Annotated in this window: 21 protein-coding genes and 1 tRNA gene; 6 read left to right on the top strand and 16 right to left on the bottom strand. The window is 41.1% G+C overall.

All coding sequences use genetic code 11. The features are described from left to right. The gene (locus HG263_RS02350) at positions 1-330 is read left to right on the top strand and encodes a TusE/DsrC/DsvC family sulfur relay protein (RefSeq protein ID WP_171624469.1); all 330 of its coding nucleotides are present in this window, start codon (positions 1-3) and stop codon (positions 328-330) included. Positions 331-437: 107 nt separating this feature from the next. On the opposite strand, the gene HG263_RS02355 is transcribed toward HG263_RS02350, so the two are convergent. The 7 genes from HG263_RS02355 to trhO all read right to left on the bottom strand — a co-directional run bounded on the left by HG263_RS02355 (position 438) and on the right by trhO (position 4839). Next, on the bottom strand, positions 438-773 hold the full coding sequence (locus tag HG263_RS02355) for a zinc ribbon domain-containing protein YjdM (protein ID WP_171624470.1): 336 nt from the start codon (positions 771-773) through the stop codon (positions 438-440). 360 nt (positions 774-1133) lie between these two features. Continuing rightward, complete coding sequence (locus tag HG263_RS02360) at positions 1134-1325, bottom strand: hypothetical protein (protein ID WP_171624045.1); 192 nt, start codon at positions 1323-1325, stop codon at positions 1134-1136. Positions 1326-2057: 732 nt separating this feature from the next. Next, on the bottom strand, positions 2058-2675 hold the full coding sequence (gene bamJ, locus HG263_RS02365; RefSeq protein WP_171624471.1) for a BamJ family beta-barrel-assembly machinery protein: 618 nt from the start codon (positions 2673-2675) through the stop codon (positions 2058-2060). 72 nt (positions 2676-2747) lie between these two features. Further along, the gene (locus HG263_RS02370; protein ID WP_171624472.1) at positions 2748-3116 is read right to left on the bottom strand and encodes a hypothetical protein; all 369 of its coding nucleotides are present in this window, start codon (positions 3114-3116) and stop codon (positions 2748-2750) included. Between the two features lie 51 nt (positions 3117-3167). Further along, a tRNA-Ser gene (locus HG263_RS02375) sits at positions 3168-3258 on the bottom strand. 68 nt (positions 3259-3326) lie between these two features. Further along, positions 3327-3698 (bottom strand): hypothetical protein, encoded by a 372-nt coding sequence (locus HG263_RS02380; protein WP_171624473.1) that lies wholly within the window; start codon positions 3696-3698, stop codon positions 3327-3329. Between the two features lie 154 nt (positions 3699-3852). Continuing rightward, on the bottom strand, positions 3853-4839 hold the full coding sequence (trhO, locus tag HG263_RS02385) for an oxygen-dependent tRNA uridine(34) hydroxylase TrhO (RefSeq protein ID WP_171624474.1): 987 nt from the start codon (positions 4837-4839) through the stop codon (positions 3853-3855). 222 nt (positions 4840-5061) lie between these two features. Here trhO and HG263_RS02390 point away from each other — a divergent pair, with 222 nt between their 5' ends. Further along, positions 5062-6384 carry a DEAD/DEAH box helicase gene (locus HG263_RS02390; protein WP_171624475.1) on the top strand — a complete coding sequence of 441 codons (1323 nt, stop codon included), beginning with the start codon at positions 5062-5064 and terminating at the stop codon, positions 6382-6384. After that, complete coding sequence (locus tag HG263_RS02395) at positions 6381-7214, top strand: S1-like domain-containing RNA-binding protein (RefSeq protein ID WP_171624900.1); 834 nt, start codon at positions 6381-6383, stop codon at positions 7212-7214. The genes HG263_RS02390 and HG263_RS02395 overlap by 4 nt, the downstream gene beginning before the upstream one ends. A gap of 96 nt (positions 7215-7310) precedes the next feature. On the opposite strand, the gene HG263_RS02400 is transcribed toward HG263_RS02395, so the two are convergent. Further along, complete coding sequence (locus tag HG263_RS02400) at positions 7311-8198, bottom strand: LysR family transcriptional regulator (RefSeq protein WP_171624476.1); 888 nt, start codon at positions 8196-8198, stop codon at positions 7311-7313. A 150-nt stretch (positions 8199-8348) separates the two neighbouring features. Here HG263_RS02400 and HG263_RS02405 point away from each other — a divergent pair, with 150 nt between their 5' ends. Continuing rightward, positions 8349-9323, top strand: a complete 975-nt coding sequence (locus HG263_RS02405) for an alpha/beta fold hydrolase (RefSeq protein ID WP_171624477.1) — start codon at positions 8349-8351, stop codon at positions 9321-9323. Between the two features lie 47 nt (positions 9324-9370). Here the strand turns inward: HG263_RS02405 and HG263_RS02410 are convergent, their stop codons facing one another. Beyond that, positions 9371-11434: a TonB-dependent receptor plug domain-containing protein gene (locus HG263_RS02410; protein ID WP_171624478.1), complete on the bottom strand. Its 2064-nt coding sequence runs from the start codon at positions 11432-11434 to the stop codon at positions 9371-9373. 183 nt (positions 11435-11617) lie between these two features. On the opposite strand from HG263_RS02410, the gene HG263_RS02415 reads away from it, so the two are divergent. Next, positions 11618-11890: a hypothetical protein gene (locus HG263_RS02415; protein ID WP_171624479.1), complete on the top strand. Its 273-nt coding sequence runs from the start codon at positions 11618-11620 to the stop codon at positions 11888-11890. 483 nt (positions 11891-12373) lie between these two features. Here HG263_RS02415 and HG263_RS02420 read toward each other — a convergent pair whose 3' ends face one another. The 7 genes from HG263_RS02420 to lrp form a co-directional block, all read right to left on the bottom strand. Further along, a complete protein-coding gene (locus tag HG263_RS02420; protein ID WP_171624480.1) occupies positions 12374-12598 on the bottom strand; it encodes a DUF1289 domain-containing protein in 225 nt (74 codons plus the stop codon). 410 nt (positions 12599-13008) lie between these two features. Continuing rightward, the gene (gene serS, locus HG263_RS02425; protein ID WP_171624481.1) at positions 13009-14310 is read right to left on the bottom strand and encodes a serine--tRNA ligase; all 1302 of its coding nucleotides are present in this window, start codon (positions 14308-14310) and stop codon (positions 13009-13011) included. Between the two features lie 9 nt (positions 14311-14319). Next, a complete protein-coding gene (crcB, locus tag HG263_RS02430) occupies positions 14320-14700 on the bottom strand; it encodes a fluoride efflux transporter CrcB (protein WP_171624482.1) in 381 nt (126 codons plus the stop codon). 2 nt (positions 14701-14702) lie between these two features. Next, positions 14703-16034, bottom strand: coding sequence for an AAA family ATPase (locus HG263_RS02435; RefSeq protein WP_171624483.1), 1332 nt, complete (start codon positions 16032-16034; stop codon positions 14703-14705). A 2-nt stretch (positions 16035-16036) separates the two neighbouring features. Continuing rightward, the gene (gene lolA, locus HG263_RS02440; RefSeq protein ID WP_171624484.1) at positions 16037-16675 is read right to left on the bottom strand and encodes an outer membrane lipoprotein periplasmic chaperone LolA; all 639 of its coding nucleotides are present in this window, start codon (positions 16673-16675) and stop codon (positions 16037-16039) included. After that, positions 16675-19239: a DNA translocase FtsK gene (locus HG263_RS02445; RefSeq protein ID WP_171624485.1), complete on the bottom strand. Its 2565-nt coding sequence runs from the start codon at positions 19237-19239 to the stop codon at positions 16675-16677. Before HG263_RS02445 ends, lolA begins: the two co-directional genes overlap by 1 nt. Positions 19240-19307: 68 nt before the next feature. Continuing rightward, a complete protein-coding gene (gene lrp / locus HG263_RS02450) occupies positions 19308-19787 on the bottom strand; it encodes a leucine-responsive transcriptional regulator Lrp (RefSeq protein WP_171624486.1) in 480 nt (159 codons plus the stop codon). Positions 19788-19929: 142 nt separating this feature from the next. Here lrp and ald point away from each other — a divergent pair, with 142 nt between their 5' ends. Continuing rightward, positions 19930-21051: an alanine dehydrogenase gene (ald, locus tag HG263_RS02455; RefSeq protein WP_171624487.1), complete on the top strand. Its 1122-nt coding sequence runs from the start codon at positions 19930-19932 to the stop codon at positions 21049-21051. Positions 21052-21104 lie beyond the last annotated feature (53 nt).

Below are 21104 nucleotides of genomic sequence, written 5' to 3' on the forward strand. Positions count from 1 at the left end.
ATGTTAGAACTAAACAATCAATCGATAGAAACAGATAAGCAAGGTTATTTGCTTGATCACACAAAGTGGAGCCCTGAGCTTGCGCCCATTATCGCCGAGCAAGAAGGTATTACACTGACAGCCGCACACTGGGAAGTCGTTAACTTTGTTCGTGACTTTTATGAAGAATATAACACTAGCCCAGCTATACGCATGTTAGTCAAAGCGATGGCCAAAGCACTGGGAGAAGATAAGGGAAACAGCATGTATTTATATAAACTGTTTCCTAAAGGTCCCGCTAAACAAGCGACTAAAATTGCGGGCTTACCTAAGCCGGCAAGGTGTATTTAGTTTTATAAGCAAAAATGCTCATGCCAGAAATTTGTATGCAGCGTGAGCGTCTGAAAGCTGCGCTTTTGTGTGGATTTGTGTAGCAACCTCAACTTCAGATAAGCTACTTATGCCTTCTTAACAAACTTAGCCGTGACCATCATTTCGCCAACACCATCCACTTTGCAATCAAGTTCATGATCTTTTTTATCCAAAACTCTTCGGATAAGCGCTTTAGTGCCAATTTTAATCACTTGCGTGCTGCCTTTAATTTTTAAATCTTTTATAACTGTGACCTTATCACCATCGGCGAGCAAAGCACCATTGGCGTCCTTCACATTAACAACATCTTCGTCGTTAATTTCTGATGGATTCCATTCATGCGCACATTCAGGGCATACAAAGTTATCTTGATCTTGATACACATACTCTGAGCGACATTTAGGGCAAGGAGGAAAAGACATACAGCACCATTTTTATTTAGAGTTCAAACCGTTCCCTATCCACTTATAAAAGAACGGGAGATATCGCATTAATATATCATCAAGCGACCAATGATGGCACCTAGATATATACTTTTTTGCCACTGTATAGCAGGCATATTGCTAAGAGAAATGTAATTTAATGACTCTTGAGCAAAGATTTTCTCAATAAAAATGGGAAGGTAATAGGAGAGCAATTAAAATTATTCACTTTTGTAGAAATTCCAAAATAATAAAGCAAGTATAAAATTAACAAACAAACCAGCTAGAGTTCAAGAAAAATATAAGAGCCAACTTTACATTATAAAATTAAAGTCAGCTCTGTTTAATTAAGCGTATATATTAACAAGCTCTAGAAGTTAGATTTCCTGGGCACTCTGGACCATCACTAATAAGCTTAGGCGGACATCCGTATGATGCATAGCTACTATCAATATCAACGCCACCCGCAACTTGCGGGGTCATTTTAGCTGGTACTGTTGATTTATCTAAGCTTAGTGTTTTCATTTTCTTCTTATTTAGTTTTAGTAACATGGTTATCTCCTTTAGTTAGTTACAACTACAAACTATATTTAAATTGGAAACATGTAAACCATCAATTTTTTCATGAGTGCAAAATCTTCTCACTTCAACACAAATAAAATTGCAATCTGTTTAATAAAAACAATTGGCACTCACAAGCATATAATTATGCTGCCTATACTTTTATGATTACAAACCTTTAAATGACAATATAAATTTGCAACAATCATTTTTTTGTAAATTTAGACTTTTTAAACAGGCAGGTTTTTAAATGAATAATCTAGGACCATTTTTATTTAGTTGGCGTATTTTATAAAAGAGGATTCTAAGTGCGTGTGCAGACCCGTACCAAATACAACGTATTGGTTTACTTACTCATATGCTCTGCAATACGTGAGTAATGAGCTTCTTTACAGCCTAACAATGTTTTCTTTTGCGATTTAAACAGAGTTATCAGTGGAAGCTGATACCGTTCCTCTTAACTAAGTGATCTATTTTGAAATAAGAAAGCCTTGTCGATAACACCACTACCACGTCCTGCTATCACCAAAGTACATACATCCATGTAGGCAAGGTAAAAATTTTGTGATTTAGTTATTCTAAATGAGAAATGTTTTACGCAGCTAGTGTCAGGTTTAATCCCTCAAAATGAGTGTTATTGTGCATCGGTATTATTTAGAAAAATAAAAAAGCCCAACTTTCGTTGGGCCTTTTCGTGTTTTATTGTAAATCGCTAATGCGCGATTATAAAACTTCTAATAACTCAACATCGAATACTAACGTTGAGAAAGGTGCGATTGAAGCACCTGCGCCACGCTCACCGTATGCAAGCTCGTGTGGGATGTATAAACGCCATTTTGAACCTGGAGTCATTAGTTGTAGTGCTTCAGTCCAACCTTTAATCACGCCATTTACCGGGAATTCAGCAGGCTGACCACGGTCGTATGAGCTGTCGAATACTGTACCGTTGATTAGTGTACCGTGGTAATGAACACGTACTTTTGAATCAGCTGCCGGCTTTTCACCTTCACCAGTGGTAACTACTTCGTACTGAAGACCAGACTCAGTTACTGTGATTTCAGCACGCTTTGCGTTTTCTTCTAAAAATGCAATGCCTTCAGCGGCTAATACTTTTGCTTCTTCTTCACGACGAGCTTGAATTTCAGCATTAATTTTTTCGAATGCAGCTTGGATCTCAGGGATTTCAACACGGAACGCGTCACCCGCGTATGCATCTTTCATTCCCTCAAACACTGAATGCAAGTTTAGCCCTTCAAATGGATTCGCTTTTAATTGCTCACCCATTTGTAAGCCAATTCCGTAGCTTGCTTTTTCAGCATCTGTATTAAATAAATCTGACATAAGTTAATTCACTTTAGTTTCTATTAAAAGACGCGCGCAGTGTAACATAGCCAGTTTTGAGTTTAAACGGACTTACTTGTCCGGATTACGTTGAAGAAGCTTGATTTTTCCTAACAAAAATGTGGCTAGAGGTAAACTTAGACACAACCCTAACCCAAGCTCAAAGCTATACTGTGTAAGGCGCTGCGTAAAATAATAACCAAATCCAACAATGCCAGTTAAGCTGATAACAACCGATGCCAAAAATGGCCACATTTTTTCGTACTTTCTTATCAAGTGGGCAACAAGTAAGCTAAATAAGAAGGTAAGTGAAAGTGTTTTAATTAACGTAGGATCTTGTTGACCGTCAATGGCCAAACGCAACGCCATTTCCAAGCCACTAAGGTAAAAGAAGCCAAACACTATCCATAAACTAGTATGTTTTACAACTAATGCTGACATAACAGCCTCCTAACGAAAAAAACCGCCAATAAGGCGGTTTTGGGAATGAGGTGGCGGAGAGATAGGGATTTGAACCCTAGAAGGGCTATTAACCCTTGCCGGTTTTCAAGACCGGTGCTTTCGACCACTCAGCCATCTCTCCGTTGTTGGCGCGCATATTAGTGGTTTTAGGTGTTGCTGTAAAGAGCAATGTCTAATTTTTTGTAAAATTCAATAATATTGCTTCGGTCTTCTGGCAAACCACGCACAAAAGATGCACAGTAACATGCCAAAGGCTAATACTAATCCGCCTTTTAGTGCTGCAACTGAAAGTTTATCAATAGGTAATAGTGCGTCGAGTAAAGGAGGCAAAAAAGAAAATGTATAAATCAGTATCAGCACTTTAAATGCTCTGAAAAACTCAAAGCGTTTGCTGTAATTCATCCAAATAGCAACGGCTAAAACCAATAAACTAGAGGCAGTAAAGCCCATTATTTGCTGGTGAGTTAAGCTTAAAACAAAACTACTCAAAAGGCAGCCAACTAGGCCCCACATAAACCAAATCCACCAGCGCTCACGCTCTTGTAAAAATAAATTGCCCATGTTTCGCCATCTATTATTGTTATATTGGACACAATTAGCCTAACAAACAATCACCCCTTTCGACAACCCCACAAAAGCATGACATTGGTTGCAAAAGCAACAAAAAAGCCCCAACTAAACGCTGAGGCTTTTGAAAGTTTACGACTATTTAAAGTTAAGCAGATTTTTGTCTTTGCGCTTCTTTTTGGGCTTGTTTTGCTTCCTTACGTTGACGCAAGGTTTCTTGTGCATCGTGGCCAATGTGCCCTTCACCACGAGCCTGTGCTAATTGAATTTGCTTTTGACGCTCAGCAAAGCGTGCACGCTGCTCTTCTGTTAGGCTGTCATGACAATGATGACATGAAACGCCTTCCATATACTCTTCACGTTGCTTTTCTTCTTCAGTGATGGGCATACGACAAGCATGACATTGATCATATGAGCCTTTTTGTAAGTCATGATCAACCGCTACACGGTTATCAAAGACAAAGCACTCACCTTCCCAAAGCGACTCTTCTTTTGGTACTTCTTCTAAATACTTTAAGATACCACCTTCAAGGTGATAAACCTCTTCAAAGCCCTGCTCTTTCATGTATGCAGTAGATTTTTCACAGCGAATGCCACCAGTACAGAACATCGCGACTTTTTTGTGCTTGCTTGGATCTAAATTCTCTTGAGCCCACTGCGGAAATTCACGGAATGTTTTGGTGTTTGGATCGATAGCATGTTTAAACGTACCAATTTCGATTTCGTAGTCATTACGTGTATCTACAACCACCACTTCTGGGTCTGAAATCAAATCGTTCCATTCTTTAGGCTTAACGTAGCTACCCACCACTTTTAGTGGATCAATACCTTGTACACCCATGGTCACGATTTCTTTTTTAAGCTTTACCTTAGTGCGGTAAAACGGACAAGTTTCATCGTATGACTCTTTAAATACAATGTTATCTAAACCTGGCTGCTTATCGAGCCACGCGATTAAGGCATCAATACTTTCACGTTTACCTGCAACTGTGCCGTTAATACCTTCGGCAGCAAGCAACAAAGTACCACGTACTTCGTGTTGTTCCATTACATCATGAAGCGGTTGACGAATTTGTTCAAAGTTTGGCAGTGACACGAATTTATACATGGCACAAACCACAAATGGTTTAGACATAGGTTTTCCTAAATTTCAGCTTTTATTTCGCTTAGGGCATTAAGCACAACGCCAAAAGCATACACATACCGGACCGTAAATCCGGCGCTAGAGCGCGTATTGTACGGATTTTTACTTTAATTGCAAAAATCCAGATACAAAGTACTTTAATGCTAGGAGAGCTTACTAATGCTTTGCTATAATACGCGGTCATAAACAAATTCAGTGTTGGAGAAAAACGCTTTGCATTTTACCGAATTAGGCATAGAAACTCGCCTCGAAAAACAACTTGCCCACCAAGGGATCACAGAGCCTACTGAGATCCAAGCTCAGGCGGTACCCACGGCCATCGCCGGGCATGATGTCTTCGCACAGTCCAAGACAGGTTCAGGTAAAACCTTAGCGTTTTTATTACCAGCAGTGCATCGTGTCATGAAGCAAAAGGCATTAAGTAAGCGCGACCCACGTGTTTTGATTATTGCCCCCACTCGTGAACTTGCCACACAAGTATTTACACAGTGCCGTTTGCTGATAGCAGGCACCAGTATTAATGTGGTTAAAATTTTAGGTGGCGAAAACTTTAATGACCAAATTAAGGCTTTGCGCAAAGATCCACAAATTGTTATTGGTACTCCAGGACGCATAGCTGACCATTTAGAGCAACGCTCTTTGCAACTTGCAGGCCTTGAGCTGTTAATATTTGATGAAGCTGATCGTATGCTCGATTTAGGTTTTGCTGATCAGCTCAACAAAATTAATGACGAAGCGAATCACAGGCTTCGTCAAACATTACTGTTTTCTGCAACACTTGATCATGCACAAGTTGACGTTACATCTCGTAATTTATTACGTGCACCTAAAAAAATAATCCTAAGTGATGCCCATCAGCAGCACGGTGACATTAAACAAACACTATATTTTGCTGATCACTTAGATCATAAAGATGCATTACTAAAGCACTTTGTAAAGCTAGACGATGTGGGCCAATGCATTATTTTTACCGCAACACGCTCAGATACAACGCGTATTAGTGAGCAACTGAACGAATTAGGTATCAAAGCAACAGCACTTGCTGGTGATTTAGTGCAAAATAAACGTCTTGATATTATGGATGCGTTCAGCCGTGGTATTTTTAAAGTGCTTGTGACTACAGATGTTGCTTCACGCGGACTAGACCTACTGAGCGTAACGCACGTCATTAATTTTGATTTGCCTAAGCAAGCAGAAGAATATGTGCATCGAATTGGCCGTACTGGCCGTGCAGGATTTAAAGGCACTGCAATCTCATTGGTTGGCCCAAAAGATTGGAACAGTTACGTTGCTATTAAAAACTATCTAAACGATAAACTTGAATTTGCGAGTATCGAAGGATTAGAAGCCAAGTTCAAGGGTTTTAAACCTGTAAAACCTAAAACTGTAAAACCACAAGTCGCGAAGCCCATCGCTAAAAAGCAGCTGAAAAAGCCGACTAAGCCAAAAGCAAAAGCTAAAAAAGCGATCCCTGCACCATTTGATGTGGATGGCAACACCCCTCTTCGTCGTAAACCTAAGCCTTCAGAGGAATAATCATGTTAGGTCATATTGAAACATTAATGATAAGCGACGTGTGCGCTGAAGGTGCTTACCTTGATGGTAAAGACTTAGGCGAAGTATTTTTACCTGCCAATGAGCTGGAAGAACACTTAGAAGCAGGTGACAGCGTACAAGTATTTATTTATCAAGATTCGCAAGGTCACCCAACAGCCACAACAAAAACACCTATTGCTCAAGTTGGAGAGTTTGCACTTTTGCGTGTAAAAGAGTTGAGCACTGTCGGCGCGTTTATGGATATCGGCATTGATAAAGACGTGCTGGCGCCATTTAACGAACAAAAGCCAAAAATGCGTGAAGGTTACAGCTACTTGGTTAAGCTGTATTTAGATAATGCCAGCAAACGTATATGTGCCTCGAGCAATCTCAACAAGTTTGTCAACAAGACCGAACCTAGTTACGAAAAATTTCAAGAAGTTGATCTTATTGTCGCCGCTAAAACTGACATTGGTTACAAGGTTATTATTAACGAACAACACTTTGGTGTGGTGTTTTTTAATACCGTGTTTAAGCGTATGTTCGTTGGTCAAAAGCTCAAAGGCTACATTAAAGTAGTCCGCGATGATGGCAAAATTGATGTAGTGTTAGATAAACCCGGCATGGGTAAAGTTGTTAGCCTTGGCGACCAAATCATCCAAGCGTTAAAAGAAAACGGTGGCTACTTACCGCTGGGCGACAAATCTGATCCCGAGCAAATCAAAAAAGCGTTTTCTACTAGTAAAGCGAACTTTAAAAAAGCCATTGGTGGTTTGTTTAAACAAGGAAAGATTAGCATCGAAGCTAAGTCTATTTCCTTAAAAGAATAAAGTAAGGTGAGCATCGCTCACCTTTTCAATTCTTAATTGCTTTTCTATAAAAGTCATTGCGATACCAATGTGCAACTAAGTGCAACCTGTTGATGATCAGCTCAGCTTTTCTCTTAAAAAATCAATAAACACTTTTACTTTTTGGGCAACATATTCTCGATGAGGGTAAACGGCTAATAAATCAAATTGGCAGACATCATAATCTTCTAATAATTGCACCAAGTCACCTTTACTCAAGTCTTCTTCAACTACAAATATGGGACACAAAATCACGCCTCCCCCTTTTTTCGCGACCTCTTTTGAAGCGCTCGGACTATTTAAACTCAGTTGGCTTTTCACTTCTATATTGTGCTTGCGCTGTCCATTACGATGTACAAACGGCCACGTTGAACCCAGCTTATAGTTACTATCGATGATACACATTGCTTTACAAAGATCTTCAGGGTGGTTAATGCCCCCTACGCTTTGCAAATATTTGGGGGAGCAGCATACAACCAGCGGATATGTAGATATTTTGCGAGCAATTAACGAAGAGTCGCTGAGCTCACCGACCCGCAATCGCACGTCTATTCCTTCTTCAACCACATTCACATTGGCATTAGATAGTACCACCTCTACCTTAAGATCAGGATGTGCCAGAATAAACTCAGGTAAAATTTGCGCCAACTTGGTTTCTCCCAAAGCGAATGGGGCACTCACTCTTAAGGTGCCAATTAGAGAATTGTTCATCGCTCGCGTATTATCTAGCATTTCTTGGTACCGTTCGAGTACTAACACTGCGTGGTTATAAAACTTTTCTCCAGCTTCTGTTAAATCAACGCGCCTTGTTGTGCGGTTAAACAAACGCACATTTGCCTGTTGCTCAAGTTGCGCTACGTATTTACTCACCAAAGACTTTGAAAGCCCAAGCCGCTCACTCGCTGTTGTAAACGAATGGGTTTGCGCTACAGCAACCATAGCCTTTAAACCATCAATTGTATCCATTAAAACTGTCAACATTTTGGAATTAGTTAATCAACAATATAGCCATTTATCACCAAAATAGAAATAGTGATAATACGCCCATCGCTCACAAGGCAGGCTTAAAAATACTGCTGATGAGTTTTTAAGTTAAAAATAAATAGGAATACAAAAATGACTCAATTGAACAGTTCAACCGTTATCAAACAAATAAAGAAAAGTATGGTACTTGCAACTGCAGCGCTTGCAGTAAGTGTGGGCAATGTTGAAGCATCTCCTACATTGCACAAAACAATTAATGTAGACAAACAAACTATTTTCTATCGTGAAGCAGGTGATAAAAGTGACCCAACAATATTACTACTACACGGTTTCCCTACCTCTTCGCATATGTACAGAAATTTAATTCCTAAACTTGCTGATAACTACCATGTTATCGCACCCGACTACCCTGGGTTTGGCAATAGCTCAATGCCTTCGTTGAACGAGTTTGAGTATAGCTTTGACAATCTAGCAAAGATCACCGAGCACTTTTTAAACCAAGTTGGTGTTAAAAAATTTACCATGTACGTCATGGATTACGGCGCACCAATTGGTTTTAGAATCGCCCACGCTCATCCTGAAAAGGTCGAAGGTTTAATTATTCAAAATGGCAATGCATATGACGAAGGGTTACGTGATTTTTGGCAGCCTATTAAACAGTACTGGGCCGATAAAAGCGATATAAACAAGCAAGCACTTGCTGATGCGTTATTAACCATTGACGCAACTAAATGGCAATACACAAATGGTGCGCGCAATAGTGAAACCATTAGTCCAGATAACTGGCTTGTAGACCAAGCGCTACTAGACAGACCTGGAAACAAAGAAATTCAGTTAGAACTATTTTATTCATATGGTACTAATCCAGCTCACTACTCAGCTTGGCAAAAGTATTTTCGAACACATCAACCTCCTACGCTGCTGGTATGGGGTAAAGGTGATTATATATTTCCTGAAGAAGGCGCTCACCCGTACAAACGTGACCTAAAAAACATCGACTTTAATATTCTAGACACGGGTCATTTTGCACTAGAAGAAGAGTTAGATGTCATTTCACATAAAATTCTCACGTTCATGCAAGAGCGTGTCCATATCAAGGGAAAATAATTTAGAAGGTCGTTCAACTGACACTCTATAAACCTATCAAGCAAGCACTAAAATTTATAGCTAAATTGCAGACGAATATTTCTTGGTGCTTGCAAATATTTTATGGGGGATGTTCCCCTACCATTGCTGTGAAAGTACTCAGTATCAAATACATTTTCGATATAAATACCATAGGTGTACCGATCTGTTTGCCTAAAAAGATGCATATTCAACGTGGTCCACGCTGCTATCTTTTCTATTCCAGTACCATTTCCTGCAAGCAAGTTCGATTCAGTAAAGGTTGCAGCCCAGTGATCAGCAAACCCTGCGATACGCCATGTATCATTCAAACGATAAACTAAACCTAGTTTGAGCTTGTATTTGGGCACATCGAGTATCTGCGATTCTGTGCCAACGCGCTCCTCATCTGGTTTGATATACCTGTAACTCAATTGACCTTGCCAATCATGGGCTTGAAATTTGAGCTGTGTCTCAAGCCCATAAATGCGATGTTCACCAGTTATTTCGGTCTGCCATATACCTCTAGTCGGATCTAGTATTTTTTCATAAAAGTTTTCAGCTTTCATATGATACAGTGCGGCGATACTTGCAAACTTGATGCCTTTGAAAACAAAGCTCTTACTCCAGTTTAGCTCGGTCATTTGCATCGTTTGAGACTCTAGTTCATCGTCAACCACTAAGTCGAATTCGAATATGGTTGGCGGTCTAAACGCTTCCCCATAGGTTAGCTTTATCGCTTGGGATTCATCGCTTTGGTATACCAAGCTCGCCCTTGGCAAGTAGGCAGAATTAGTAAAATCTTGCTGGTTGTAGCGCAATCCTGCGCTCAACTTTAAGCTCTTTGTATCCCATATAAATGTTTTAGAATACTGAGTGTACACCGCATGCTTGGTAGATTTTTCTTTTTCCTTTGCCCATTCTGCTGGGGTGAATAACACAATGTCACCATTAACATCCCGATACTTTATTTTTCGACCTATCACTGTTCGCCAACCATCATAGCCAAATATAAAGTCTGCACTTTCATTCACGTTATATTGCCACTGGGTTGCTAACCTTGCTCTGTCTGAAGGGCCAATGTCTTCACGCTCATTGTATTGGATAAGATCTTTGTATCGAGTTGCGCCTTCAGGCACTATGGTGGTCAATCGGTCTTTCTCTTTGTATTCTCTAAAATAACTTAATTCAATATTACCTTGCCACCGCGAACTCACTTCGATATTTTTACCTAAATAATAGTTGGCATATCCACGCCTTGAATCATCACCAGTGATATAATCATAGGTAACCGCCTCAATACCGCTGACATTCTCAGATCTACTGATATTTGCGCCAAAATATAAACCTTGATAGCTAAGCCTTGTATCTACTGTATAGTTTTGCTCGTTGTTTCTAAATGCACTTGGGTCTAAGTTTCGCAATGCGTCTTTACTGCTGCGACTAAACTCTGAGGTGTTCACCACAAACTCTCTGAGTTGTTTATAGTCTTGATCACTTTCAAAATAGCTAGCACTAAGAGATGCCGAAAAATCGCCATTTTTGTGATTTAACAATAAATGACCATGCCTAGTGCCAACTTCGCCCCCTAGCACGTGAAGCTCATTTTCATCGTGTTCTAATCGCGTTATAACGTTAATGACTCCCTGTGCTGCATTGCCGCCATAAAGTGTAGAGTTTGGCCCCTGCAATACTTCAACACGCTCAATTCTGCTAGATGGAAAGTTGTTCATTATAAATGCTTCGTTTGCGAGCAAATTTTGCACTTCACGACCATCTATTAACATCAAAGTGCCCGACATATTACCAGTAAACCCTCTTTGCCCACCGGGTAACCAGCTCCATTGATAGAAGTAATCCATGTTAGGAATACTAGCGAGTATTTCTTTTAGATCTCGCCAACCGTAGTTTTCGATATCACTGCGACTAACCACATACACAGTACCTGATGACGACAGCCAAGGTTCGTTTTTTCTCGCTGCAACCGTGACCTCAAGATCAAGTAATTCTTCAACGGGCAACGAAAACAAGCTTTCCTGCTCATCATCTGGGCCAGCTAAAACGCAGCTACATACAAATAGGGATAACCAAACAACTGTGCGAAGCAAAGTCATAGAGTACTTAGTCAATGAAGTCTTATCAAAAAGTGTAGTACAAACGCATCAATTCTAAAGGCTTGTGAGATAATTGATATTTTAATCATACCCACTTGAGTGCTATCAACTACAGTTATCTTGCTGTCACATTCAAAGCCTGATGTACGAACTTTGCCAGAAAATAACACAAAGGAACTCACCATGTTAAAAATCATGAACTGTGTACTGCTGTGGCTTGGTGTATGTTTAGGGCCACTCAGCTTCAGTGCCCTGTATGCGGCACAAACACCTTCAAGTACCTCGAAAAATGATGAGAAAAATGCTGCTCCATTGATTCAGTGCCCTGTTAATCCAAATGCTTACAATCGCTTTGCTCTATGCGCAATGGCAAGCTGTTGGACCTTAGATGGCGTCGCATATTGCAAGTGTGAGGTGCAGAATGAGCAAAGTACATCGATTACATTTGATTATTGAGAATAAAAATGTTTGCGATCTGCTATTAGAGGGTAAAGACAACGGATTTACCGTTAGTACCTAAGCAACACCTAGGCAAATAGAGGCCAATTACGACCCAAAAGAAGAAAAGTTCGGTCCTCCTATGGGTTTTTATACCTGCTCTAGCCAAAACAGCAATCCGCATACAGCGCACAATGTGATGGCGGAATATACTTCAATAACACCCAAGGTAATAGCTTTGCTGGATTGGGTCACATTACAGATAATAAAATTGTGTCCCAAAATCCCACAAAACGCTTGTGTGAGTCTGGTGCAAGTAATGATAACAATGAGTGTTGTGACCAAGATTTTTACAATGAAATGTGCTCGGTAACGAGCCTGTCTAATACTGGCGCTCAATTAAAAGTCGGTGCGCCAGCGGGAAGTGCGCTCACACTGTCTAAAATATTAGATGGCAACATACCCAAATTAAATGCATGTAGATTTAAGTAGTACACAACTTTAGGTATCAAGGCTACGCAACTTATTTATGCTAAACGGTAGTCTTTTTAGTTTGCGCTGTTCGCAGCGCGCCAAGATCTTACGGCGTAACGTGGTGTCGGCCTTACTCCAAACTAAAATTTCCGACAACGTTCTAAAGCAGCCAACGCAAATATCCTTATCATCAAGGCAACAGTGCCTGATACATGGGGAGTCTACCACTTCATCTGTCGATTTATCACTCATAGTCACACCTCTAGTTTAACTATAATTGGCTTGCTGAAATTTGAAAACGATAAACCGAGCCTAGGTCTGTTTTTCTTTCAAGTTTTTTTGCAGCAGTTTAATTTTCTATGTGAGTCTGGCGATAAAGACTTTGTGCTTCTGCAAAGTCACCTTATCTCACCTTCATATGGAGCAACACAATAGAAATACCGATCAAGCACTGCCCTTTGAGGAACGATATGAACCGCAAAGATCAACAGGTCCTAGTTGGGCTTGTAAAGCTTATTGATGCGACACATTAAATTAATGATATTAAAGTAAACGCATTCACTGAAAAAAGTGTATAACCGAAAGGGGAAGTCGATGTGAATAACACAAACAAAAAACGCCCGTACTTAGCGGGCGTTTTAAAATATGCTTTAGAAGCTGAATTAACTTATTACTTCTAAGCCACCCATATATGGGCGAAGAATTGCTGGCACGACTACACTACCATCTTCTTGTTGGTAGTTCTCTAAAATAGCAACAAGGGTACGACCAACAGCCAGACCAGAACCATTCAGTGTATGCAGTAACTCAGGCTTTTTCTCACCTTGACGGCGGAAACGCGCTTGCATGCGACGCGCTTGGAAATCCCACATATTTGAACATGATGAGATCTCACGGTAGGTGTTTTGTGCCGGTAGCCACACTTCTAAATCATAAGTTTTCGTGGCGCCAAAGCCCATATCGCCTGTACATAGCACAACTTTACGATAAGGTAATTCTAGTGCTTGAAGAATTTGCTCAGCATGGTTTGTTAGCTCTTCAAGTGCTGCCATTGAATCTTCAGGTTTAACAAGCTGTACCAATTCAACTTTATCGAACTGATGCTGACGAATAAGACCACGAGTATCACGACCATAGCTACCCGCTTCGCTTCTAAAACAAGGGGTATGTGCAGTCATACGAATTGGTAGGTCTTTCTCGTCGTATATTTCATCACGCGCACAGTTTGTCAATGGAACTTCAGCAGTTGGAATTAAGCTAAAGCCGTCCTGTTCAACGCCATCATCACTAACAAGACCTTTGGTGTGGAACAGGTCTTCGGCAAACTTAGGAAGCTGGCCTGTACCAAATAAGCTATCTTTATTAACCAGTAACGGCACATACATCTCGGTATAACCGTTTTTGTCTGTATGCGTGTCAAGCATAAACTGAGTAAGAGCACGATGCATGCGCGCAATACCGCCACGCATCACGGTAAAACGTGAACCACTTAATTTAACGCCAGTTTCAAAATCCAGACCTTTTCCTAGCGCTTCACCTAAATCAACGTGATCTTTTACTTCAAAATCAAATTGCTTAGGCTCGCCCCACTTTAAAACTTCAACATTGTCATTTTCATCTTTACCTTCTGGCACATCCTCAGCAGGTAAATTTGGTAATGACATTGCAATATCGTTCAATTGCGCAAGAATACTGTCTTGCTCAGCTTTAGCAGCGGCAAGTTGGTCTCCAAGGTTTGCAACAGCATCTAACAAAGGTTGTACATCTTCACCCTTTGCTTTTGCTTGACCGATGGCTTTGGAACGGCTGTTACGCTCACTTTGTAGTTCTTGAGTTTGAGTTTGTAGTGCCTTGCGCTTTTCTTCTAGCGCATTGATTGCTTCAACATCCAGAGCAAAGCCACGCTTCGCTAAGCGTGCCGCTGCTTCTGCAATGTCTTGACGTAAGTATTTTGAATCTAACATTTGCTATTTTTAACCTTTTTGCATGACCAAGCAAAGGCCCAACCAAGCCATAAAAATACACACAACCACGTTGAGTGTGACATTAAGAGCCATTTTCAAAAACTGACCCTGTTGCAACAACAGCACAGAGTCCATCGAAAATGTTGAAAACGTTGTTAATGCGCCCAAAAAACCAATGCCCACTAAGGTCTTGGCTGGGCTGACGGTAATAACTTGTTTTTCTATTAAACCGTATAGAATGCCCATTAACAGTGAACCGAGAATATTAACGGTCAATGTACCAAAAGGGAATCCCTTACCCAAGAGTTTTAGCATTATATCATTAATGAAAAACCGCAAACAGGCACCCAGGGCACCACCAAAAGCTATTGTTAGGTACATTTTAATCATTTTTAATATCTTTTTAGCTCACTTTGTTGGTTTTGCTGCTGCAGATACTCCAACTTTGCTTTAATTTGCTTTTCTAGGCCGCGATCCGTAGGTTGGTAATACTGCCTATCTTTAATTTGCTCTGGAAAGTAGTTTTCTCCTGCCGCAAAAGCCCCCGATTCATTGTGCGCATAACGGTATTCATCGCCATAGCCGAGCTCTTTCATTAACTTGGTTGGCGCGTTTCGAAGGTGTGCTGGTACTTCATAGTCAGGGTCACTCATCGCATCTTGCTTTGCCTGATTAAATGCCATGTAAACCGCATTGCTTTTTGGCGCACTCGCAAGATATATCGTGGCTTGGGCGACTGCTCGCTCTCCTTCGCTAGGCCCAACTCTTTGATAGATATCCCATGCATTGAGCGCTACTTGCATTGCCCTTGGATCGGCATTACCAATGTCTTCTGTTGCAATCGCTAACAAGCGCCTTGCAACGTAGAGTGGATCGCCGCCACCAGCTAAAATACGACAGTACCAATATAATGCCGCATCAGGGCTACTTCCTCTTACCGATTTATGAAACGCAGAAATCAAGTCGTAATAGAGATCTCCACCTTTATCGTATTTTGCCAAATGGCTCGGTAAAACATGTAGTAATACTTGTTCATCGATTATCACTTGATTATCGACTCGCTGCGCCAAATCGATAGCTTGTTCTAGCAGGTTAAGCGCTTTTCTGGCATCTCCTGAGCTGGCTTTTGCTAGTGCCATAAGTGCTTGTTCACTCATGGATACATCAAGTTGCCCTAGTTGCTCATCATGCTCTAGTGCGCGATTGAGGACCTTCACTAATTCATCATCAGTTAGCGGTTTTAGCGTATAGACGCGCGCCCGAGATAGAATTGCATTGTTTAACGCAAAGCTTGGATTTTCAGTAGTCGCGCCAATAAAAATAAACGTACCATCTTCGATATAAGGCAAAAACGCATCTTGCTGCGATTTATTAAAACGATGCACTTCATCGACAAATAACAGTGTTCTGCGACCTTGCGATAAGCGATTTTTTGCTTCCAAAACAGCTTCGCGTATTTCTTTAACACCAGAGGCAACTGCTGAGAGCTTGGTTAAGTCAGCATGTGCATGGTGCGCTATCACTTGTGCAATGGTGGTTTTACCCACTCCAGGTGGACCCCAAACAATCAAGCTATGACAACGCCCTTGTTCAATTGCTTTATAAAGAGGCTGATCAGCACTTAAAATATGTGACTGACCGATGTATTGAGATAAACAAGTTGGCCGCATACGTGCGGCCAAAGGTCTTACATCAGGAGCAAAATCAAAACCGAGAGTACTCACCGCTATAACTCACTTTGAGTCTGATCGTCAACTATAACCCCTTTAGGTATTATAAAGCTGAAAAGATCAGTGGCTAATAAGTTGTTCAACTTTGCATCGCTAAAAATAAAGCTAGAAACTTGTCCAGAAACATCTTTCACTCTTACTTCTTGCAAGTTATTATTATCTGAAAATTCAATCTCCAGCATCTCTACTTGTGATTCAACACCGTCGTTTGGGGTTATTTGGTAACCCCCTTCAGTTTGTGTTACTTGATATTTTGCCCATTGCTCTTGAGCGCGTGAGGTTAATAAAACAAATGGCGTTGTATCAATTAAAGAAGCCGTATTCATGACCGTCACTTGCTCAGCGAATGTGTCGTAGTAATAGGTTTTATCTCCGTCAGAGACAAATAATGTTTCGTCTGGCTGTACCTGTTGCCAATAAATTTTCAGTGGATGCGCAAGGGCTATTTTTCCTGTGCCCTGTTGTAATACATTTCCTTGTTCATCCAATACGCTTTGTGAGAATTGGGCTTCAAAAGTATTAATATTACTCAGCTTCTCTTTTAAATCACTCGCCGCATCTGCCATAGCGTTAACACTTAAGGTTAAGCCAATTATCAGTGCACTACATTTGGTCAATTTATTTAAAAAATTCATTAATTTGCTCCACCTCTTGGTACGAGTACTTCTCGAGCACCGTTATGTCCTGGTGCACTAACTACACCAGACGCTTCCATTTGCTCAACTAATCTTGCCGCACGGTTATAGCCAACACGCAACTTACGCTGCACACTTGATACCGACACTTTACCTGACTCAATAACAAAGCCTACAGCCTCATCGTATAGAGGATCCGATTCATCATCTCCCCCTTCAGGTGCCTCACCTGGCAATAAAATATCTTCGGTAGCATCACCACATAAAATCTCTTCAATATAGTTTGGTTTGCCTCTTGCCTTCCAATCATTAACCACGGCATGTACTTCGTGATCATCAACAAACGCACCATGCACACGTATCGGGACACTTGTACCGGATGGCAGATACAGCATGTCACCCATGCCGAGTAAGTTTTCTGCACCTTGTTGGTCTAAAATAGTTCTAGAATCGATTTTACTAGATACCTGAAACGCCATACGAGTTGGTATGTTGGCTTTAATCAAACCAGTGATCACATCAACCGATGGGCGCTGCGTTGCAAGTACCAAATGGATACCCGCAGCACGTGCTTTTTGCGCAATACGTGCGATTAATTCTTCAACTTTTTTACCAACAATCATCATCATGTCAGCAAATTCATCTATCACTACAACAATACTCGGTAGCTTATCTAATTCTTGTGGGCCTTCAGCCATGCCATCCGTGTCTTTAAACAGCGGATCCAAAATTGGCTGCCCAGCCGCTTTAGCATCTAACACTTTTTGGTTGTAACCTTTTAAGTTACGCACTCCTAAGGCAGACATCAGCTTGTAGCGACGCTCCATTTCACCCACACACCAACGCAATGCATTTGCCGCCTCTTTCATATCAGTGACCACTTCACACAATAAATGTGGAATACCTTCGTACACTGACAGTTCTAGCATTTTCGGGTCAATCATGATCATGCGGACATCTTCAGGCGGTGACTTGTACAGCAAGCTTAATATCATAACATTAACGCCAACTGACTTACCCGAACCGGTAGTACCCGCTACTAACAAATGGGGCATTTTAGCTAAGTCTGCAACAACAGGTTGTCCTGCAATGTCTTTGCCCAATACCATAGTCAGCGGAGAAGCGTTTTGTTCAAACTTAGGAGCGTTAATAACTTCAGATAAACGCACTATCTCACGGTGTTTATTTGGTAACTCTAGTCCTACATAGGTCTTACCGGGGATCACTTCAACTACACGCACGCTTACTGCAGAAAGCGAACGTGCCAAGTCTTTTGCAAGACCGGTAATTTTTGCCACTTTTATACCTGGCGCTAAATCCAGTTCGAATCTAGTAACAACAGGCCCAGGATAAACCCCAACAACGCTAGCTTGAATATTAAAATCAAGTAATTTTACTTCGACTAATCGCGAAACCGCGTCCAATTCTTCTTTCGAAATTGGGTTTTTCTGTTTGTCTGGGCGGTCAAGCAAATCAAGTGATGGAAGCGGGTCCATTGGCGGACGCTCTTCGAGTAACGCTTCAAATTTCTCTTTTGCTGACGGCTGGGGTTTAAAAGTTGATTGTGGTTGCTCGGTCTTTGGTTTTAATGGCCTCGCAGGAGACACCACGGTTGTTTCTTTAGGACCTTGAGGTAAATTATCTGGTGTGGCAGCTGACTCATCTAGCGCGTTAAGCGCCGACGCAGTATCAAACTCTTCATCATCAATTGCTGAAAAATTGATTTCCTGCTCCAAAATATCGTCTAACTCGTCAAATACATTTGGTTGTACTGATGGCTCCTCATCAGCCGCTTTAACGTCCTGCACATTGTCAGATGAGAAAAGCTTGTCTTTTAGGTTCAATAATTTAGATTTATTCTGTTGCGGTGTCGGCACATCTTCCGGGGCTTGCGGTTGTTCTTGCTCATCAGAATAGTCTGAAGTACCATTTAATAAGTGTTGTTGTTGATTATTTTCGACAGACACGACTTTTTCATTGTATTGTTCAAATTTCGTCATCAACCATTTAAAAAGCTGAACAACTTTTGCGCCTAGATAGTCTACAAATTCAACCCAAGAAACACCGGTTAATAGCGTTAAGCCAGCAAAGAAGAAGCACAGCAACAAAATTGAAGTGCCAGTAAAGTTAAAAGCAGGCATCATTGCACCCGCAACAACATCACCCACTACCCCACCGGATGAGACGCTAAAAATATCATCAAAATTGATACTGCTGATAGCGCTGGCTGAGGTAATAAACAAAGTCAGTCCGATAACTCTCAGCCCTAAAGTTGTGTAGTCGAGCTGCAAAATTTTGTGTGGTTTTTTAAATAATAGGTAGCCTAAAATCTGAATTGCAGCCGGCACCAAAAAGGCGAGCCAACCTAAGCTAACTAATAGAATATCAGCAACCCATGCACCGGCAGAGCCCGTTATATTATTTACTTGAACGTATTCGCTTGTTTGTGACCATGCGGGATCGGCTGGATCAAAGCTTATCAATGCACACAGTATAAAAATGGCCGCTGCAGTGCTGATGATTAATCCAGTTTCAAGGAGGCGTTGTACACCATTTAGACGCATACTGGCGTTTTCCTCTATTTTTGTTCTTTTATTAGCAATTTACTAGGCACACCTTAGCAAGAAAAGGCTCATGGTGCATAGGGTTTTATTATTTCACCCTCTTCACCTTTTACCTCTTCCATCACGACATAAGTGCGACTTTCACTGACGTTAGGTAATTTTAATAAAATTTCGCCTAATACGCCTCGGTATTCAGACATATCTGTTACACGCGTTTTAAGTAAAAAGTCAAAGTTACCTGAAACCAAGTGGCATTCAATAATCTCGTCATGTTGGCGTACAGCCTGATTAAACTTATCAAAAACATCAGGAGAATTTTTGTTTATAGTAATTTCGACGTAGACAAGTAGACCTTGACCTAGTTTAGCAGGATCCACTACCGCTTTATAACCTCTTATAAAGCCTTCACGTTCAAGTTTTTTTACCCTTTCTAAGCATGGTGTTGCGCTCAAGCCTATGCGGCGTGCGAGTTCTACATTAGAAATCCGCCCATCTTTTTGTAATTCGACTAATATTTTCCTGTCGATTCGATCTAATTGTTGGTGCATTTTAGATAGTTTTTTCTACTGTTTAAGATTAAACATCAGTGTATAACACTACCACAACCATGTAAATTGGTAGGACACACTAGTTAAGCATGCATATAATAGTCGAAAATTTTATCCCGTTCTATTTTAGAGGCGATTTATTATGATTATCGGTGTACCTAAAGAAATTAAAAACCACGAGTACCGCGTAGGTATGGTTCCTGCTAGTGTTCGTGAGCTAATTAACCACGGCCACCAAGTTATCGTTGAAAACAATGCTGGTATTGGTATTGGTTTCACTAACGAAGATTATGTTGAAGTAGGCGCAACTGTATTAGAGACTGCTGCAGAAGTATTTGCACAAGCAGATATGATCGTAAAAGTTAAAGAGCCTCAAGCTGTAGAGCGCGCTATGCTACGTGAAGGTCAAATTTTATTTACTTACCTACACTTAGCACCAGATCTTCCGCAAACAGAAGACCTAGTTAAGAGCAAAGCTATCTGTATCGCATACGAGACTGTGACTGATGCACGTGGTGGTTTACCACTTCTTGCGCCAATGTCAGAAGTTGCTGGCCGTATGTCAATTCAAGCCGGTGCACAAGCACTTGAAAAATCTCGTGAAGGTCGCGGTATGCTATTAGGCGGCGTTCCTGGTGTTGAACCTGCTAAAGTTGTAGTTATCGGCGGCGGTATGGTAGGTCGTAACGCAGCACAAATGGCTGTTGGTCTAGGTGCAGATGTTACGATCCTTGACCGTAACATTGATGTACTTCGTGCACTTAACGCACAATTTGGTAGCCAAGCAAAAGCGCTGTATTCAACTGCTGATGCACTCGAAAAGCACGTATTAGAAGCTGATCTTGTAATTGGTGGTGTACTCATTCCTGGTGCTGCTGCGCCGAAATTAGTAACTGCAGAGCATATCAAAGCGATGAAGCCTGGCGCTGCAATCGTTGACGTAGCTATCGACCAAGGCGGTTGTATCGCGACATCAAAACCAACAACACACGCTGAGCCTACGTACATTGTGGACGAAGTTGTTCACTACTGTGTTGCTAACATGCCAGGTGCCGTGCCACGTACTTCAACGTTTGCTTTAAATAACGCGACGTTACCGTACATCATCAAGTTAGCGAACAAAGGCTATAAAGCAGCACTACTTGAAGACAAACACTTTATGGATGGCTTGAACGTACTCAACGGTAAAATCACTTGTAAAGAAGTTGCTGAAGCTTTCAACATGGAATATGTTGATGCTCGTACAGCACTTGAAAATGCTTAATTAAAAATAAGTCTTTTTATAGCCCACTTTTTAAGTGGGCTTTTTAATACCCC

This window comes from Pseudoalteromonas caenipelagi (assembly GCF_013140855.1).
In the GTDB taxonomy this organism is placed as follows: domain Bacteria; phylum Pseudomonadota; class Gammaproteobacteria; order Enterobacterales; family Alteromonadaceae; genus Pseudoalteromonas; species Pseudoalteromonas caenipelagi.

Bases quoted from the DNA above. Each gene is read 5' to 3' on its own strand.
- HG263_RS02350 (WP_171624469.1), top strand. From the start codon at position 1: ATGTTAGAACTAAACAATCAATCGATAGAAACAGATAAGCAAGGTTAT.
- HG263_RS02355 (WP_171624470.1), bottom strand. From the start codon at position 773: ATGTCTTTTCCTCCTTGCCCTAAATGTCGCTCAGAGTATGTGTATCAA.
- HG263_RS02360 (WP_171624045.1), bottom strand. From the start codon at position 1,325: ATGTTACTAAAACTAAATAAGAAGAAAATGAAAACACTAAGCTTAGAT.
- bamJ (WP_171624471.1), bottom strand. From the start codon at position 2,675: ATGTCAGATTTATTTAATACAGATGCTGAAAAAGCAAGCTACGGAATT.
- HG263_RS02370 (WP_171624472.1), bottom strand. From the start codon at position 3,116: ATGTCAGCATTAGTTGTAAAACATACTAGTTTATGGATAGTGTTTGGC.
- HG263_RS02380 (WP_171624473.1), bottom strand. From the start codon at position 3,698: ATGGGCAATTTATTTTTACAAGAGCGTGAGCGCTGGTGGATTTGGTTT.
- trhO (WP_171624474.1), bottom strand. From the start codon at position 4,839: ATGTCTAAACCATTTGTGGTTTGTGCCATGTATAAATTCGTGTCACTG.
- HG263_RS02400 (WP_171624476.1), bottom strand. From the start codon at position 8,198: ATGGATACAATTGATGGTTTAAAGGCTATGGTTGCTGTAGCGCAAACC.
- HG263_RS02405 (WP_171624477.1), top strand. From the start codon at position 8,349: ATGACTCAATTGAACAGTTCAACCGTTATCAAACAAATAAAGAAAAGT.
- HG263_RS02410 (WP_171624478.1), bottom strand. From the start codon at position 11,434: ATGACTTTGCTTCGCACAGTTGTTTGGTTATCCCTATTTGTATGTAGC.
- HG263_RS02415 (WP_171624479.1), top strand. From the start codon at position 11,618: ATGTTAAAAATCATGAACTGTGTACTGCTGTGGCTTGGTGTATGTTTA.
- HG263_RS02420 (WP_171624480.1), bottom strand. From the start codon at position 12,598: ATGAGTGATAAATCGACAGATGAAGTGGTAGACTCCCCATGTATCAGG.
- serS (WP_171624481.1), bottom strand. From the start codon at position 14,310: ATGTTAGATTCAAAATACTTACGTCAAGACATTGCAGAAGCAGCGGCA.
- crcB (WP_171624482.1), bottom strand. From the start codon at position 14,700: ATGATTAAAATGTACCTAACAATAGCTTTTGGTGGTGCCCTGGGTGCC.
- lolA (WP_171624484.1), bottom strand. From the start codon at position 16,675: ATGAATTTTTTAAATAAATTGACCAAATGTAGTGCACTGATAATTGGC.
- HG263_RS02445 (WP_171624485.1), bottom strand. From the start codon at position 19,239: ATGCGTCTAAATGGTGTACAACGCCTCCTTGAAACTGGATTAATCATC.
- lrp (WP_171624486.1), bottom strand. From the start codon at position 19,787: ATGCACCAACAATTAGATCGAATCGACAGGAAAATATTAGTCGAATTA.
- ald (WP_171624487.1), top strand. From the start codon at position 19,930: ATGATTATCGGTGTACCTAAAGAAATTAAAAACCACGAGTACCGCGTA.